The 18081-nt window shown below is 39.9% G+C and carries 13 protein-coding genes and 1 pseudogene; 8 read left to right on the top strand and 6 right to left on the bottom strand.

Annotated elements, in window-relative coordinates; all coding sequences use genetic code 11:
* The 3 genes and pseudogenes from IQ237_RS24575 to IQ237_RS24565 all read left to right on the top strand — a co-directional run.
* Nucleotides 1-173, top strand: a pseudogene (locus IQ237_RS24575) (photosystem II D2 protein (photosystem q(a) protein)); the annotation flags it as partial.
* The gene (psbC, locus tag IQ237_RS24570) at nucleotides 157-1542 is read left to right on the top strand and encodes a photosystem II reaction center protein CP43 (RefSeq protein ID WP_096566293.1); all 1386 of its coding nucleotides are present in this window, start codon (nucleotides 157-159) and stop codon (nucleotides 1540-1542) included. The pseudogene IQ237_RS24575 and the gene psbC, both read left to right, overlap by 17 nt.
* Before the next feature lie 190 nt (nucleotides 1543-1732).
* Nucleotides 1733-2698: a hypothetical protein gene (locus IQ237_RS24565; protein ID WP_309225815.1), complete on the top strand. Its 966-nt coding sequence runs from the start codon at nucleotides 1733-1735 to the stop codon at nucleotides 2696-2698.
* 403 nt (nucleotides 2699-3101) lie between these two features.
* Here IQ237_RS24565 and IQ237_RS24560 read toward each other — a convergent pair whose 3' ends face one another.
* From IQ237_RS24560 to fabI, 4 genes are all read right to left on the bottom strand, one after another.
* Nucleotides 3102-4529: a polysaccharide biosynthesis/export family protein gene (locus tag IQ237_RS24560; protein WP_194059840.1), complete on the bottom strand. Its 1428-nt coding sequence runs from the start codon at nucleotides 4527-4529 to the stop codon at nucleotides 3102-3104.
* A 438-nt stretch (nucleotides 4530-4967) separates the two neighbouring features.
* On the bottom strand, nucleotides 4968-5942 hold the full coding sequence (locus IQ237_RS24555) for an ABC transporter ATP-binding protein (RefSeq protein ID WP_194059838.1): 975 nt from the start codon (nucleotides 5940-5942) through the stop codon (nucleotides 4968-4970).
* 140 nt (nucleotides 5943-6082) lie between these two features.
* Complete coding sequence (hisB, locus tag IQ237_RS24550) at nucleotides 6083-6679, bottom strand: imidazoleglycerol-phosphate dehydratase HisB (protein ID WP_194059836.1); 597 nt, start codon at nucleotides 6677-6679, stop codon at nucleotides 6083-6085.
* Nucleotides 6680-6812: 133 nt separating this feature from the next.
* On the bottom strand, nucleotides 6813-7589 hold the full coding sequence (fabI, locus tag IQ237_RS24545; RefSeq protein ID WP_194059834.1) for an enoyl-ACP reductase FabI: 777 nt from the start codon (nucleotides 7587-7589) through the stop codon (nucleotides 6813-6815).
* A 515-nt stretch (nucleotides 7590-8104) separates the two neighbouring features.
* Here fabI and ntcA point away from each other — a divergent pair.
* The 3 genes from ntcA to IQ237_RS24530 all read left to right on the top strand — a co-directional run bounded on the left by ntcA (nucleotide 8105) and on the right by IQ237_RS24530 (nucleotide 10986).
* A complete protein-coding gene (gene ntcA, locus IQ237_RS24540; protein WP_096566305.1) occupies nucleotides 8105-8776 on the top strand; it encodes a global nitrogen regulator NtcA in 672 nt (223 codons plus the stop codon).
* Between the two features lie 179 nt (nucleotides 8777-8955).
* A complete protein-coding gene (locus IQ237_RS24535; RefSeq protein WP_194059832.1) occupies nucleotides 8956-10446 on the top strand; it encodes a DUF3084 domain-containing protein in 1491 nt (496 codons plus the stop codon).
* Between the two features lie 102 nt (nucleotides 10447-10548).
* Nucleotides 10549-10986: a pre-16S rRNA-processing nuclease YqgF gene (locus IQ237_RS24530; RefSeq protein WP_187041239.1), complete on the top strand. Its 438-nt coding sequence runs from the start codon at nucleotides 10549-10551 to the stop codon at nucleotides 10984-10986.
* Between the two features lie 32 nt (nucleotides 10987-11018).
* Here IQ237_RS24530 and IQ237_RS24525 read toward each other — a convergent pair whose 3' ends face one another.
* Entirely contained in the window at nucleotides 11019-11282 is a 264-nt protein-coding gene (locus tag IQ237_RS24525; RefSeq protein ID WP_096566311.1) for a DUF3146 family protein, read from the bottom strand.
* A gap of 303 nt (nucleotides 11283-11585) precedes the next feature.
* Entirely contained in the window at nucleotides 11586-13742 is a 2157-nt protein-coding gene (locus IQ237_RS24520; protein WP_194059830.1) for a polyribonucleotide nucleotidyltransferase, read from the bottom strand.
* A 424-nt stretch (nucleotides 13743-14166) separates the two neighbouring features.
* On the opposite strand from IQ237_RS24520, the gene IQ237_RS24515 reads away from it, so the two are divergent.
* Together IQ237_RS24515 and IQ237_RS26955 are read left to right on the top strand one after the other, a co-directional pair.
* Nucleotides 14167-17412, top strand: a complete 3246-nt coding sequence (locus tag IQ237_RS24515; protein ID WP_194059829.1) for a DEAD/DEAH box helicase — start codon at nucleotides 14167-14169, stop codon at nucleotides 17410-17412.
* A gap of 124 nt (nucleotides 17413-17536) precedes the next feature.
* Nucleotides 17537-18081: DUF4351 domain-containing protein (locus IQ237_RS26955; protein WP_309225814.1), on the top strand; the 545-nt coding region annotated here is incomplete at its 3' end.

Here is an 18081-nt window from a genome sequence, read left to right as displayed (position 1 = left end):
ATGACTTCGTTTCCCAAGAATTACGGGCAGCAGAAGACCCAGAATTTGAAACCTTCTATACCAAAAACATTTTGTTGAACGAGGGTATCCGCGCTTGGATGGCTCCTCAAGACCAACCCCACGAACAGTTCGTATTCCCAGAGGAGGTACTACCACGTGGTAACGCTCTCTAATAGATCAGTTATAGCCGGTGGCCGTGACCAAGAATCAAGCGGTTTTGCTTGGTGGTCTGGTAACGCTCGTTTAATCAACCTATCTGGTAAACTGCTGGGCGCTCACGTTGCTCACGCTGGTTTGATTGTATTCTGGGCTGGAGCAATGACATTATTTGAAGTTGCTCACTTTATCCCAGAAAAGCCCATGTATGAACAGGGCTTAATTCTTCTCCCTCACGTTGCCACATTAGGTTGGGGCGTTGGTGCTGGTGGTGAAGTTATCGACACTTTCCCCTACTTTGTTGTAGGTGTACTGCACCTAATTTCTTCCGCTGTTCTCGGTTTTGGCGGTATCTACCACGCTGTACGTGGTCCTGAAACCTTAGAAGAATATTCTTCTTTCTTTGGTTATGACTGGAAAGACAAGAACAAGATGACCAACATCATCGGCTTCCACCTGATCATCTTAGGATGCGGTGCGTTGCTGTTGGTACTGAAGGCTATGTTCTTCGGTGGTGTCTATGACACCTGGGCTCCCGGTGGTGGTGACGTGCGTGTAATCACTAACCCCACCCTCAACCCTGCTATCATCTTTGGTTATCTCATTAAAGCTCCCTTTGGTGGCGAAGGCTGGATTATCAGCGTTGATAACATGGAAGATGTTATCGGCGGTCACATCTGGATTGCTTTAATTTGTATTTCCGGTGGTATTTGGCACATCTTCACCAAGCCTTTTGCTTGGGCGCGTCGTGCTTTCATCTGGTCTGGTGAAGCTTATCTGTCCTACAGCTTGGGTGCTTTGTCCATGATGGGCTTTATCGCTTCCGTCATGGTTTGGTATAACAACACCGTTTACCCCAGCGAATTCTTTGGTCCTACTGGTCCTGAAGCTTCTCAAGCACAAGCTTTAACCTTCTTGATTCGTGACCAACGCTTAGGTGCTAACGTTGGTTCTGCTCAAGGTCCTACTGGTCTTGGTAAATATTTGATGCGTTCTCCTACCGGTGAAATCATCTTCGGTGGTGAAACCATGCGCTTCTGGGATTTCCGTGGTCCTTGGTTAGAGCCTCTCCGTGGTCCTAACGGTCTTGACTTAGAAAAAATCAAGAACGATATTCAGCCTTGGCAAGCTCGCCGTGCTGCTGAATACATGACACACGCTCCTCTGGGTTCTTTGAACTCTGTGGGTGGTGTGGCTACTGAAATCAACTCCTTCAACTATGTATCTCCTCGTGCATGGTTGGCTACTTCTCACTTCGTATTAGGTTTCTTCTTCCTCATCGGTCACTTGTGGCACGCAGGACGCGCTCGTGCTGCTGCTGGTGGTTTTGAGAGAGGTATTGACCGTGAGAACGAACCAGCTTACTACATGAAGGATCTTGACTAGGTTTTTCTAGTTTTCTTTCATCACTGACAATCAATTAATTTTCTTGCTCTTGCTGTCAAGCGAGAGCTTTTTTTCGTCTGTTTGAAAATTATACACATTAAAATTTACATTAAAATTTATTACGTCTTTTATGCTGTGCTTGATAAGTAGTATACATTGCTGATAATATACACTGTTACAAATAAATTCTGTGAGTAGTGAAATCATGAATAAGTTAGGTTTTGGCACATCTGTACTGACAGTAACAGCCAGTTTAGTGATGGGTACATCAATAAATCAGGTAGTGATGGCTGAAGAAGTGATTGCAGAATCAACAACTCAGCCAGCAGTTACAAATGACGTGATTGCTACATCAATAACACCAGAAACAAGTGAGACTCGTCCTCAACCTGGTACTTTTTCTTACGATGCTGTAGATTTACTTGCCAAAAGACCTCTAGATTTAGACAAGTTCTGCAAAGATTATCCTTTAAATTCTCGCTGCGCTAATCGTCCTGATCCATCAACACAACCGTCACAAGAAGCTAAACCTACTGAGGAAACTAGTAAAACTCCTGCAAAAACCAGCGGTTGGGCAATCACCCCTGAAATTAGTACACTAGGTGTTGGTGCAACAGTCACCAAATCCATAACACCTAATATCAATGCTAAACTTGGCATTAGTGGTTTAGGTATCAGCGCAGATATTGAAGAATCTGATATCAGTTATGATGCTAAATTTAACTTATTCAATGTTTCTACTTTAGTTGACTACCATCCTTGGCAAAAGTCCGGTTTTCGTTTGACTGGAGGGCTAATGTTTCAAGACAATAATATCGAAGGAACTGGTAAAGCCACCAATGGTGGTACAATTAACATAAATGGAATCGACTATCCCATCAATCCTGGTGACACAGTGAAAGCCAAGATTTCCCTACCCAATAGCGTAGCACCATATCTAGGTATTGGTTGGGGTAATGCTGTTAAACCTGGTAACCGCTGGGGTTTCTCCGCTAATTTGGGTGTGATGTTTGCTGGTTCACCAAAAGTAGAGTTAACAGCACCTGGTTATATTCCAGCAGATCAGATAGAGGCAGAAAGGAAACAATTGGAAGACGATTTGGACTGGTTGAATATTTACCCTGTTCTTTCTCTAGGGCTATCTTACCAATTTTAGATGAAAATTTGCAGGTTTGATTTGGGGCTAACAGCTAGTTCCTGTTTTACTAACTTCTGTTAACCCTTTCCCTGCTATATAAAACCTAGACAAAGCTAGACTTTACTTTCTACTTCAACGGGAGCATGGGAGCGGTTATCCCTCTGTAGACTTTCACGCTGTAGCCCAACGCGATTGTGTTCCAATTAAGTTTCTGAAAAAGACTACCACCATCATTGCTTGGTTTTCGCGTCGGCAATAGTCTCAATTCAATACTTGATATCACCGTATTATATATCAAGTAGTTGATTTTTTCCGGAAAATATATTGATTTTTGTCAATATAAGTATAGTTTTGTCTATGAAATTGTCAACTTAGGACAAGCTCTTCACCAAAAAGTATGACTTTGATTGTGAACAGTATTTTAGAATCCAAAAAACCTGAGAACATTAAAGATAAGACCCAAAGGACCTGCTACAGTACCTACTGTATCACCAGCCTTGGCAACACCAGAACGGTTGACTACCACAACATCATTGTTGCGAAGTATGGGATTGGTGTCCTCGTTAATGCCTTTTGAGAAATCTATTTTTACTACCCGTTTAGTAACAGTACCATTGGGATTGAGGCGAATTAAATCTACAGCACCACTACTCGCTCTAGCATCATTAAAGCCACCAGCAGCTAGTAAAGCCTGATTTAAAGAGCTATTAGGCTGTAAATTAGTTAATCCAGGTTTTTTCACTTCTCCGACTACCCCTACTTGAATAGTTGCAGGTGATAAAGTAGTAGTAGCTAATTGTGTTGCTTCCGCTGGATTAATTGCCGAAGCTGTGGGAACAACAATTGTATCTCCATCTTGCAACACCACATCTTGATTCAAATCCCCAGTTTGCAATAATTCCCAGAGATTGAGATTTAATGTTTGTTCTGAGCCAATTCTAGTAGGACGGCGGATTTTAATACTCCGCACATCCGCTTGTGATGTAATTCCTCCAGCTAGTTGAATTGCTCGCATGACAGTTGGTAAGCCTGTTCCTGGCGCTCCACCATCATTTCCACCACCACCTGGTGTTACTAAATAAGAACCAGGACGGTACACTTGACCTGTAATAGCTACTGTGCGGGGTGCAGTTTGACTAGCCGCATAATTGGCTGCAAATAAATTCCGAGCTTCAGCAACGTTGAAATCTGTGGCGGTGGGTACAACTATGGTGTCTCCATCCCGTAAGGTGATATCTTGGGGTATTCTGCCTGTTTGGGTGATTTCTTTGAGGTTGAGAGCAATAACCTGTTCTTGGGAACGTCCAATTTTACGGCGTAATTGTACTTTAGTCACATCTGCTGCTAATGTTACTCCTTGGGCTGTGCTAAGTGCTGCTAATATTGTGGGATATTGTAAACCGGGATTATCGCCGCCGCTGCCCTGTAAACTGAGAGTGTAAGCTCCTGGTCGTGTTACCTCTCCAGCTACAAAAATGTTAATGGGACGAGGTGATAATAAATTCACCGAAATTAGCGGACGTTTGAGAAAGCGAGCATATCTTTTGGCTATTTCGTCTGCTGCCTGTTCCGTTGTTAATCCGAGAACGGATATACTACCAATTAGAGGTAGGTTAATTGAACCACCAGGGGGTACTTGATATTCACCCGTATATTCAGGTACTTCAAATATGTTGACACGAATGCGATCGCCTCCACCTAATAAGTAGTCTGTAGATATGCTGGAGGCTTGTGATACTGTTCTTTGTTGCGCTAGGCTGACGGATGGTAAAGCAAGATTGACACTCGTTAACAAAACTACAGTTGTAGTTGAATGGGTTAAAAATTTCCACAAATGTATATTAAGCATATTTACTGGAGAATTTGAGACTACCATCTGTAAATTTCTAAACATTTTTAACGTTGACTATAGTTAATTATTCAAGTTCCCTATCATCCTTATTTTCCTAATTAACTATGGTTTTCAGGATATAATCTGATCCTGTATTCTGAATTTTTAGTTAACTTAATTTAAATTAAAACTCGGACAGATTATCTAATTGTTAACGATTACAGCAAGTTTTTTCTAATTCGTCAATAGTAAAGAATCCTATTTTATAGGGTTTAGGGAATAGAAGAAATTTTATTACAAGTTATTACCAGTAATTAGCCCTACATGATTTAAGTTACTTTTCAGTTATAAAAGCAAGTTTTTACACAATGTAGGGATAAGCATTTAGGAAACAGAAGAAGCTCTTGAATCTTTTACAGACGTTCACATGGAACGTATGTACTGAATCCTGAATTATTACTGATTTTGTCTTTGGATCTGTTGGATAAAGAACTCTTCTAAAGATTGACGAGTTAAGTTCATAGTCATAATTTTGCCACCCATTAATCGGAGACTGGCTAGAAAATCATAGTAATCTTCTTGTAAAATACCGTGCCAAGTACCATCAGGTTCAAATTGCAAATCAAGTATTCTTTTATTCAGAACTTCTGTATCGCCTCCTTGACCTTTAACATGATATGTATTCTCTGTACCTAAAAGTTCATTGAGAGAACCAGCACAAATTAATTCTCCTTTGGCCAGGATAGCAATGCGATCGCAAATTTGTTCTACTTCACTCAAAACATGACTGTTGAAAAATATTGTCTTTCCAGCTTTTTTGAGTGAGAGAATGATTTCTCGCATTTGGTAACGTCCCAAGGGATCAAGTCCAGACATTGGCTCATCTAAAAATACCAATTTTGGATCATTAATTAATGCCTGAGCCATACCAACTCGTTGAAGCATTCCTTTAGAATAACGTCGCATTAGCTTTTTACGAGCATCAGTTTGTGACAAACCGACTAATTCTAACAGTTCGGGAATGCGTTGACGTTGAAGCTTTTGAGGTATTTGGAATAAACCAGCAGCTAATTCCAAAAATTCCCAGCCGGTGAGATAGTCGTATAAATAGGGATTTTCTGGTAAGTAACCAATACGCTGTTTCACCGAGCGATCGCCAAGTGGCTTACCTAATAATAATCCCCTGCCAGCAGAAGGGCGGATAATTCCCAATAAAAGTTTTAACAGAGTGGTTTTACCCGCACCATTAGGTCCCAATAACCCAAAGGTTTCCCCTGGGTAAACTTGTAAAGAACAACTTTTCAAAGATACGACTTTTTGATTCAGCCAAAAACCCGTGCGATAAACTTTTCGCAACTCAGAAGTCAGAACTACTGGAGGCTGATCTACAGGATTCAGTTGAGGAGCGGATGTGTCTGCAACAGAATTCATCGTGTTTCAATTACCAATTAGCGACTGGGTGCGATTGATTACAAGTTAAAAATTAGCACGATACATGACTATATTGTAGTATCAATTATCGCCAAGAGAATAGCTTTCTTACACTACCTTCTTACACTACCAGTAGTAATTTATAACACACCTTTGGAACTAGGAATAGTCTCAGCACGACGAGGATCAATTTCTACTGCCATCCGCATCGCTCTCGCAAAGGCTTTAAAAGTTGCTTCAATAATATGATGGGAATTAATACCATCAAGTTGGCGAATATGTAAGGTCATTTGACTGTGATTCACCAACGCCACAAAAAATTCCCGCACCAGTTGGGTGTCATAAGTTCCCACTCTTTGAGTAGGAATATTTAGACCATAACTGAGATGAGGTCTGCCAGAAAAGTCTAAAGCTACCTGAATCAAAGCTTCATCAAGGGGTGCAAGGAAATTACCAAAGCGGACAATGCCCTTTTTATTACCTAGTGCTTGATGTAAAGCTTGACCCAAAGTAATCCCCACATCTTCATTAGTGTGGTGATCATCAATTTCCCAGTCACCTTTAGCTTGAATATCCAAATCAAATAAACCATGAGAGGCGATTTGATGGATCATGTGATCTAAAAAAGGAATGCCAGTATTAGCGTTGCAGATGCCTGTACCATCAATATTAATGGTTACTTGGACATCAGTTTCCCCAGTAGTACGTTTAACTGTAGCAATGCGGTTAGTATTCATTAGTCATTAGTCATTAGTCATTAGTCATTAGTTATTGGGCATGGGGCATGGGGCATGGGGCATTGGGCATGGGGCATTGGGTTATCAATCTTCCCCAATCACCAATCACCAATCACCAATCACCAATCACCTATTACATTCCCATCATTTCATATCCTGCATCTACATACAGGATTTGACCAGTGATGCCGCTGGATAAATCACTACATAAAAAAGCGGCTGTATTACCTACTTCTAATTGTGTGACAGTGCGACGCAGGGGTGCGATTGCCTCAACATGATGAATCATATCTAAAATGCCGCCTACTGCTGAAGATGCCAAAGTGCGGATAGGACCTGCGGAAATACCGTTAACGCGAATGTTTTGGGAGCCTAGTTCTGCTGCTAAGTAACGAACACTGGCTTCTAATCCAGCTTTGGCTACACCCATGATGTTATAGTTAGGGATAGCTCGCACAGCACCTAAATAGGAAAGAGTAACAATACTACCACCTTCAGTCATCAAAGGTTTGGCAGCACCGCTTAACTGAATCAGTGAATAAGTGCTAACTTCCAAAGCTTTATTAAAACCGGAACGGGAGGTTTTGCTAAAATCTCCGCCTAAATCTTCTTTGTTAGCAAAAGCCAGACAGTGAATGAGGATGTCTAATTTACCCCATTGATCACGGACAGTTTCAAAAGTGGCTTGAATTTGTTCCTCGTTTTCAACGTTACAGGGAAGAAATAAGCTAGGTTGGAGAGGTTCTACTAATTCTGCGACTTTTTTCTCAAATTTACCTTTTTCATCTGGCAAATAGGTAATGCCCAGGTTAGCACCAGCTTGGTGTAGTTGTTGAGCAATACCCCAGGCAATGGAGCGATTATTGGCAATACCCGTGACTAAGGCATTTTTACCGGACAGATTCAGCATAGAAATAGTCAATGTGATCAATCATTAGGAGTATAGATAACCATACTAGAATCTGACCCTATTTTTACTGAGTTAGGTAGGGGATTTTCAAAAATATCATTCGTTTGGGTATTGCAGTCCAAAAATTTACGATAAAGCAGATTGCAGATCAATGAGGCACAGCATCTAGCTTGAAACATAGACAGAAAGAGATTTTTACTCCTGACTCAAGAGGGCAACCACAGGGGGTTGCCCCTACGACTGATTCCTGATTCCTGCTGTAATTGTTTAAGAACTTATAAAGATATTGCAAATTTTTCTGCAAAAAAACCTCTTTAGTTCAGTTTGATAAACGACTGATCAACAATTATGGGCTAAAAATAACAAAAATTGGGTATCATGATCAACAAATAAAGATAAAATGAGAAATTTGAGTATAGGAAAAAACAGAAAGGTTGACGGTGCTTTATTGAATTTTCAGGTGTATTCTTAGGTAATCAGTTTTTGTTTTTCCGGCATTGGGTAGGGGAAGGGAGATGATCGTGACACAAGATAAAGCCCTAGCAAATGTTTTTCGTCAGATGGCAACTGGAGCATTTCCGCCAGTTGTGGAGACGTTTGAACGCAACAAAACGATCTTTTTTCCCGGCGATCCCGCCGAACGAGTTTATTTTCTTCTCAAGGGTGCTGTGAAACTTTCCAGGGTATATGAAGCAGGAGAAGAAATAACGGTAGCATTGCTACGGGAAAATAGTGTTTTTGGCGTGTTGTCATTGCTAACGGGTAATAAGTCAGATAGGTTCTATCATGCAGTTGCCTTTACGGCGGTAGAATTACTTTCTGCCCCAATTGAACAAGTAGAGCAAGCACTCAAGGAAAATCCAGAATTATCAATGTTAATGCTGCGGGGACTATCTTCGCGGATTCTGCAAACAGAGATGATGATTGAAACCCTTGCTCACCGAGATATGGGTTCTCGGTTGATCAGTTTTTTGTTAATTCTCTGTCGGGATTTTGGTGTACCCTGTGCAGATGGCATTACCATTGATTTGAAGCTATCCCATCAGGCGATCGCTGAAGCAATTGGTTCTACTCGCGTTACTGTCACCAGATTGCTTGGAGATTTACGCGAGAAAAAAATGATCTCCATCCACAAGAAAAAGATTACTGTGCATAAACCTGTCACATTAAGTAAGCAATTTACTTAAAATCTGTTGGGGGGAAAGTTGGTACAAGTTGTATTGAAGTTGTGTTTTGAAAAAAATACCCGCAATCGGAGGAAATTTAAAAATTGACTAAATTCTGCTTTTGCCAATCTTCTTTCCCCCACAGACCACGGTTGAAAGTAGTAGGCTGTATCTGGAAGCATTTCTGGCGGTAGTTGAAGATGGCCACCGGGTACATCCTGATAGCAGCAATTTTAATTCTGGGGGGCGTGATTGCCACTGTGGGCGATCGCATTGGCACTAAGGTGGGCAAGGCACGCCTCTCTTTATTTAATTTGCGTCCTAAAAATACAGCCGTATTAGTAACGATTTTTACGGGTGGTGTAATATCGGCATCAACTTTAGCAATTTTATTTGCTGCTGATGAAGGTTTGCGTAAAGGAGTTTTTGAGTTAGAGGATATTCAAAAAGACCTAAGAAACAAGCGAGAACAATTAAAAATTGCGGAAACCCAAAAAACTGAGGTAGAAAATCAGTTAATTCAAGCGAGGAAAGAACAAGCTCAAGCACAGCAAGATTTACAAAAAATTAATCAGTCTCTAAAAGCGGCAAATACCAAACAACAGATCACCCAAGCTCAACTCAATCGCACTATTAGCCAACAAGCCAAAACTCAAGCGCAACTTCAAGGCACTCAAAGCCGACTGGGTGAAGTAGTGATTCAGTATAGACAAGCTATCAATGAACTAGACAACCTTTATAAACAGCGTCAAGCATTGCAGACAGCAGTGGAAGAGTTGAGGGCAGAACGTCAGCGACTGTATGCTGAAGCTAAAAAAGCCATTGACGAAGCTAAGACAGCTATCGAAAAACGGGATTTAGAACTTGCTAATCGGCAAGAAATGATTAAACAGCGAGATCAAAAAATCGCTAATTTAGATAAACTTATTCAAAATCGCAACTTAGAAATTAAAAAACGAGAACAAGTAATTGTTACTAGAGAAGCTCGGCTCAAAGAATTAGAAAATCAGCAACAATATTTAGAACAGGAAGTAGCAAGGCTAGAAAAATATTACCAGTCTTATCGTGACCTGCGTTTGGGTAAATTGGCCTTAGTTCGTGGGCAAGTTTTGGCTGCTGGTGTAGTTCGTGTCGATAAACCTACTGCTGCTGGTGAAGTAGTAGTCCAAATTTTGCAAGAAGCTAACCGCAATGCCAATATCCAATTAAGTGAACCGGGAACAAATCCGGGAAATGCAGAATTATTGCGTGTTACCCAAGAGAGAGTTGAACAACTGATCAAGAAAATTCAAGATGGTAGAGAATATGTAGTGCGAATTTTTTCGGCGGGTAATTATGTCAGAGGAGAAAAACAGATAGAATTTTTTGCTGATGCCATGCCAAATCAACTGGTATTCTCCGCAGGTGAGGTTCTAGCTACAACCTCTGCTGATATGAAAACTATGACATCATATCAATTAAGGCAACGTTTAGACTTGCTGATTTCTGCTTCTCAATTTCGCGCCCGCAATGCTGGTATTGTGGAAACAGTGCAGGTAGATGGAACTTTTCTGCGCTTTTTCTCGCAATTGCAACAATCTGAACAACCACTAGAAATTAAATCTGTAGCTGCTGAGAATACCTATACAGCAGGACCATTGAGAATAAAACTTGTAGCACTTTTCAATGGACAAATTATTTTTAGTACATAGGTGACAGGTGACAGGTGACAGGTGACAGTAGGGAATAGGGAACAGGGAATTATTATTTAATTTACCAATGCCCAATGCCCAATAACTAATGACTAATGAGTAATGACTAATACACAACCTGCAATTTTAGGCTTTGATCCTGGTCGAGATAAATGTGGTGTAGCTGTGATGGGATTGGATCGACAGTTGTATTTTCATCAAGTTGTACCTGCGGTTGAGGCGATCGCACAAATTTCTTCACTCCGGCAAAAATACCCTGTTTCTTTAATTGTCATGGGGGATCAAACCACCGCGAAAAAGTGGAAACAGCAACTGAATCAGGAATTAATTCCCTCTGTAAATATTGTGTTAGTGGATGAGCGTTATACTACTCTAGAAGCACGCGATCGCTATTGGCAGATGTTCCCACCCACCGGACTCACCAAACTTTTACCAAAAGGTTTGCGACAGCCACCACGACCAATAGATGACATTGTAGCCATCCTGTTAATTGAACGCTATCTTAATCGCTTAACTTCCAGCAGTTCTACTGACAACTGACTAATGACCAATGACTAATGACCAATGACTAATTACAATTCTGCGCGAATAGTAAAAGCATAATCTCCCCCTGGTTCTAGTTGATAATCTTGTTTTTCTAAAAAGCGGCCGAGAGGTTCTTTAATTAAAGCGCGACCCTGGGAAGGTTTAACAGATAGTTCTCCCCGACGAAAATGCCATTGAAAATGCCATTCAAAATCGCCGGCGCTGACATCACCTTCAAGAAAGCCATGTTGCCAAGATTGGCGGGTGATTCTGACATGGGCGGTAGTTTCTGGTAGACGTTTAGCACTCACTATGCTGGGTGTCCAATGAGGGATTGAGGTAACATAACTTTTATGTACCAAAAATCTCTGAAATTGACAAATTGGGAATTGGGAATTGGGAATTGGTAATGGGCATTAGGTTATTTATTCATCTTTCCCAATCACCAATCACCAGTCACCAGTCACCAGTCACCAGTCACCAGCCCCAACAGACATGATATCTATTCAAAAATAATTTAAAAAATCATACAGCGATGCCCGCTGAAATAAGGCATCGCGGATTTTAGATTTGCGATTGATCTCTAATCCAAAATCTAAAATCCTTAATCGTTGTTAACGATTCATGGCGGCAGCTTCCCGCGCAGCAGCAGCTTGATCTGGGTGTATACCCAAGCGTGTCAGGTTAATTCTACCTTTATTGTCAATTTCGCGCACTTTGACAATCACTTCATCACCAACGGCTACTTCATCTTCCACTTTACCAACACGATAGTCAGCAAGTTGAGAAATGTGAATCATGCCTTCTTTTCCGGGCAAAAATTCCACAAATGCACCAATAGGTATAATCCGTGTTACACGACCTATGTAAACATCCCCTTCATTGAGTTTACGAGTCATGCCTTGAATGATGCTCTTTGCTCTCTTTGCTCTGCCTTCATCGACTGCGGAAATGGTGACTGTACCATTATCCTCAATGTCGATTTTTGCACCTGTCTCTTCAGTAATTCCTTTGATGGTTTTACCACCGGGTCCAATGACCAGACCAATCATTTCTGGATCAATCTTGATTGTCAACAGACGTGGGGCAAAGGGTGAGGTTTCGGTGCGTGGTTGATCTATGGTCTGGAGCATTTTCTCCAGAATGTGCAAGCGGGCTGCTTTTGCTTGTTCTACAGCTTGTTTAATAACTTCTAGAGACAAACCGGATATTTTCATATCCATTTGTAAGGCGGTGATACCTGTATCAGTACCCGCAACTTTGAAGTCCATGTCTCCCAAAAAGTCTTCAATGCCTTGAATATCAGTGAGAACGCGCACTTCGTCGCCTTCCTTAATCAAGCCCATTGCTGCACCGGTGACAGGTTTGATAATGGGTACACCCGCATCCATGAGGGCGAGGGTAGAACCGCAAACTGAACCCATTGAGGTAGAACCGTTGGAAGAAAGCACTTCTGAAACTACGCGAATCACGTAGGGGAATTGTTCTTTTGGCGGTAGTACGGGTAAAATCGCTCTTTCGGCTAAAGCACCATGACCAATTTCTCTTCTTCCCGGCGCACGCATTGGTTTGGTTTCGCCAACGGAGAAAGGAGGGAAATTGTAATGATGCAGGTAACGTTTAGATTGATCTATTTGTAGATCATCATTGAGATTTTGAGCATCGCCTGGTGTACCAAGGGTACAAGCAGATAATACTTGGGTTAGTCCCCGATTAAATATTCCACTGCCATGTACACGACGTGGTAAAACTCCGACTTGGCAAGATATAGGACGGACTTCATCTAGTTTGCGACCATCAACGCGCACGTTATCCTCAACGATTTGACGGCGCATAAAGTATTTGGTGATATCTTTAAAGGTATTACCAAGTGCTTTACTATCGGCTGTAGCAGCTACGCGAATCGGATCTTCTTCGGGTAGGGCTTCTATTTCAGCCTTGATCTCATCTTTAACTGCATCTAAAGCTGTATCACGCTCGTTTTTGGTTAACTCAAATTGTGCCAATATTTTTTTAATTTCTGCACTGGCGCGATCGCGGATGTAGTTTTCTAATGTTTGGTCTACTTCCGGTGGCTCTTCTTGGATGAGTTTTAAACCCAGTTCTTCAACTAAATCTAGCTGTGCTTGGATTAAATCCCGCACTGCTTCGTAACCAAAATCAATGGCCTCGATGATATCTCGCTCTGGTAACTGATTTGCTCCTGCTTCCACCATGATGACACCATCAGGTGAACCAGCAACAACTAAATCCAAATCTCCCGCTTCAATCTCCGCATAGGTGGGGTTAATAATAAAATCATCACCCACTAAACCTACCCGCACTGCTGCCATTGGTCCATTAAACGGAATTTGGGCAATGAGAGTAGCGATAGAAGCGCCAGTTACAGCTAACACATCTGGCGGTACTTGTTCATCCATTGATAGGGTGAAAGCAATAATTTGCAAATCATCCCGTAACCATGAAGGAAACAGAGGACGCAAAGGACGATCAATCAGACGGCTAGTTAAAATCGCTTTTTCTGGTGGACGACCTTCTCGGCGCATGATACCACCAGGGATTCTTCCTGCTGCATACAGTCGTTCTTCATAATCTACCGTCAGGGGAAGAAAATCAATGCCTTCTCTGGCTTCTGACCTTGTAGCTGTCACTAAAACAGCAGTATCCCCCGATTCTATCAACACCGACCCACCCGCTTGGGGGGCTAACAGTCCTACCTTCAGTCGAATATCCCGTCCATCAAAGGATATTGACTTCTCAAATTCTGCCATTCAGTTTTTTTTCCTTCTATGCACGCTATTCTCTCTCTGTGGCAATCCTAACATTTATGCTATATAGACGGCTTCTTTTAGATATATTAGTTTCACAGACGAGATTCAAGGGGCTGGGGCTGGTGATAGGTGACAGGTGACAGGTGACAGTAAGAAGAGAATAGGAGTTAAGGAGTTAGATTGAATTGTTAAATGAATAGCTGATTACTGATAGCTGAATACCTACACAACAGAAAATTATCCCTGGCTTGATATGATTGAACCGCAAAGGACGCAAAGTACACAAAGGCAAGAGAGTTTCAGAGAGTTTTTGGTGTGGCTGCGTTTATTTTTTCTTTCATTGGGATGCTCCCCTTTCAAGTCTGTTCCCTGTTAAGAGTTCTCTGCTGTAGCAGTTAAGTTAAAAAATTACCATCTGATAAATATGGCAATTCTACACGGCATTTGGTTAAATAAAGAGCAAAATTATACTGATAATTGTTTATTTATTTGGGGAGAAACTTGGCGAAGTTCCCAGATTAATCTGGAATCTATTACCTCCGATGAAATCCCACTTAATCCTTTGGCAATGACACCAAATGAGTTGAGGGAATGGTTAGCAGTAAATAATTTAGAAATTTCTAATTATATTCAAGATATTGCAACATCTCCATCTGCTGTTACTCCAATCAAAGGACGTAAAACAGTACATAAAACAGAAAAGACTTTACCAACATACTCACAAATTATTGCTTTACCAACTAATTTTATAGAAACAGAATCTGCTATTTCTCCCATAAATTCTGCTAGTTTAGAGATTGATAAAAATTCACAAAAATACTTACAACCTTGGAAAATTGAAGGTTTTTGTCTCCCACCCAGTGCAGCAATTAAATTTCTCTCAAATTTACCCTTGAGTTCAACAGATAATAAAGATGCTTTTTTAGGTGGAGATTTACGTTTTTGGTTACAAATGGCGCGATGGAGTTTAGATTTAATTGCCCGTTGTAAGTTTTTACCGAATATTATAGAAAATCCAGATAATTCTCTAGTTGGTAAATGGCAGGTACTGTTAGATAGTGCTATAGATGCTACTCGTTTAGAAAAATTTGCGGCGAAAATGCCGTTAGTTTGTCGTACTTATCAACCAGATAGAGAAGATTTTAGCAGTAAATTAATAGTTGATTTACCTGGAGAACCGCAAGGATTAATTTTGGCATTTCTCAACAATATCATAGATGCCCAAATTCGAGAAATGGTTGGTTCTCAATCTCCCATTGATAATAGATTAATGATGTCTTTACCATCTGCGGTACAGCAGTGGTTACAGTCTTTAACGAGTGCATCAAATCAAGGATTAAATCAAATTAATGCTGATGCAATGGGAGTAGAAAGATTAGAATCTGCAATTAAAGCTTGGACTTTACCTTTACAATATCAATTAACAGGAAAAGCTGCATTTAGAACTTGTTTTCAACTCCATCCCCCAGAAGCAGAAACAACAGATTGGAAATTAGCTTATTTCCTCCAAGCTGCTAATGATGCAGAATTTTTAATAGATGCGAAAACTATTTGGAGTCAACCAGTAGAAACTTTAGTTTATCAAAATCGTACAATAGAACAACCACAGGAAACATTTTTGCGGGGTTTGGGTTTAGCTTCTCGATTATATCCTGTGATTGCGCCCAGTTTAGAAACAGAATCTCCTGAATTTTGTTACCTCACTCCTATCCAAGCTTATGAATTTATTAAAACTGTAACTTGGAGATTAGAAGATAGCGGTTTAGGAGTAATTTTACCACCAAGTTTAGCAAATCGTGAAGGTTGGGCTAATCGTTTAGGATTGAAAATTAATGCTGAACCACCCAAGAAGAAAGAAGGACGTTTAGGTTTACAAAGTTTGTTAAACTTTCAGTGGCAATTAGCAATTGGTGGACAGACAATTTCTAAAGCTGAGTTTGATAAATTGGTAACTTTAAATAGTCCTTTAGTAGAAATTAATGGAGAATGGGTAGAACTGAGAAACCAAGATATTAAAACTGCCCAAAACTTTTTTGCATCTCGTAAAGAACAGTTATCTTTATCTTTAGAAGATGCTTTAAGAATTAGTACAGGTGATACTCAAGTTATTGAAAAATTACCTGTTGTTAGTTTTGACGCTTCTGGTGCATTGCAAGAATTATTAGGTACTTTAACTAATAATCAAGATATTCAACCTTTACCGACTCCTGAAAATTTCCAAGGAAAATTAAGACCTTATCAAGAAAGGGGTGCAGCTTGGTTAGCGTTTTTAGAAAGATGGGGTTTGGGTGCTTGTTTAGCGGATGATATGGGATTAGGAAAATCGGTACAATTTATTGTTTTTCTTCTGCATTTGCAAGAACAAAACGCCTTGGAAAATCCCACGCTTTTAGTATGTCCTACTTCGGTTTTAGGTAACTGGGCAAAAGAAGTTAAAAAATTTGCCCCTAAATTGAAAGTTTTAGAATATCATGGTGATAAACGCCCCAAAGGTAAAAGTTTTACGGCAATAGTAAATAAATACGATTTAGTAATTACAAGCTATTCATTGGTACAGCGAGATATTAATTTATTAAAAACCATGAATTGGCAAATTGTGGTTTTAGATGAAGCCCAAAATATCAAAAATGCCGATTCTAAACAATCTCAAGCTGTGCGAAAATTAGAAACTACATTTAGAATTGCTTTAACTGGTACACCTGTAGAAAATAGATTGCAGGAATTATGGTCTATTTTAGATTTTCTCAATCCTGGATATTTGGGTAATAAACAATTTTTTCAAAGACGTTTTGCCATGCCTATTGAAAAGTATGGTGATACCGCTTCTTTATCTCAATTACGGTCTTTAGTCCAACCTTTTATTTTACGAAGATTAAAAACTGATAAATCAATTATTCAAGACTTGCCAGAAAAGCAAGAAATGACTGTCTTTTGTGGTTTAACTGCGGAACAAGGGGAACTATATCAACAGTTAGTAGATGAATCTTTAGTGGAAATTGACTCCGCAGAAGGTTTACAACGACGAGGAATGATTTTAGGTTTGTTGGTGAAACTCAAACAAATTTGTAATCACCCTGCCCAATTTTTGAAAGAGTCAAATTTATCAAAACATAATTCTGGTAAATTACAACGTTTGGAGGAAATGTTAGAGGAAGTAGTGGTAGAAGAAAACCGCGCTTTAATTTTTACTCAGTTTGCAGAATGGGGTAAATTATTAAAACCCTATTTAGAAAAACGTTTAGGCAGAGAAATTTTCTTTTTATATGGTAGCACCAGTAAAAAACAACGGGAAGAAATGATTGATCGTTTTCAACATGATCCCCAAGGACCACCAATTATGATTTTGTCTTTAAAAGCTGGTGGTGTGGGTTTAAATTTAACCAGGGCAAATCATGTATTTCATTTTGATAGATGGTGGAATCCTGCGGTGGAAAATCAAGCTACTGATCGGGTTTTTAGAATTGGACAAACTAAGAATGTACAAGTACATAAATTTGTGTGTACAGGAACTTTAGAAGAGAAAATTAATGAGATGATTGAAAGTAAGAAGCAATTAGCGGAACAGGTGGTTGGTGCTGGTGAAGAATGGTTAACAGAACTTGATACAGATCAATTACGTGATTTATTATTATTGGATAGAAATGCGATAATTGATGAAGATGAGGAATAGGAGTCAGGAGTCAGGAGTCAGCTATGTACCTGAAAGATTGAAGGACAAAGAATGAAAAGAAACAGATGTAGATGACATTCCTAAAATTCAAAAAACTGAATCCTATTTACCAATATATCCGATAGTGATATTTTCCTATGATTCACCGAAAACCGTAGCCGTAAATAACTATCAAATCAACTTTCCTGATTTTCAAGTGTTAAAATTTAATTATCAAGTAGTGCAACTGAATCAACTCAACTGGCGGGATTTTTTAACCCGTCAAAATCCAGTTGCATCGGCTTTGATGTCAAAAATGAACATAGCACCAGAGGACAGGCCAAAAGTTAAAGCAGAATGTTTAAGGTTGTTAGTAACCTTAAAATTAAACCCTGCTAAAATGCAATTGATATCAGGTTTCATTGACACATACTTGAGATTAAATAAAATAGAAAAAGAGAAATTTCAAACAGAAATAGGTACATTAGTAACAGAGGAAAGGGAGGAAGTTATGCAAATTGTCACCAGTTGGATGGAAGAAGGTATTGAACGAGGTATTGAACGAGAAAAAAATTTTATTCTCCGGTTAATTAATAGAAAATTTGGACAAATTGATCGAGAATTAGAAACTGAGATTATGAGTTTAAATATAGAAATTCTGGAATCTTTGGGAGAGGCAATATTTGATTT

The sequence above is a fragment of the Sphaerospermopsis sp. LEGE 08334 genome, from assembly GCF_015207205.1.
Classification (GTDB): domain Bacteria; phylum Cyanobacteriota; class Cyanobacteriia; order Cyanobacteriales; family Nostocaceae; genus Sphaerospermopsis.
Note: the sequence above shows the minus strand (reverse complement) of the source record. Positions and strands in the feature narration are given on the sequence as shown.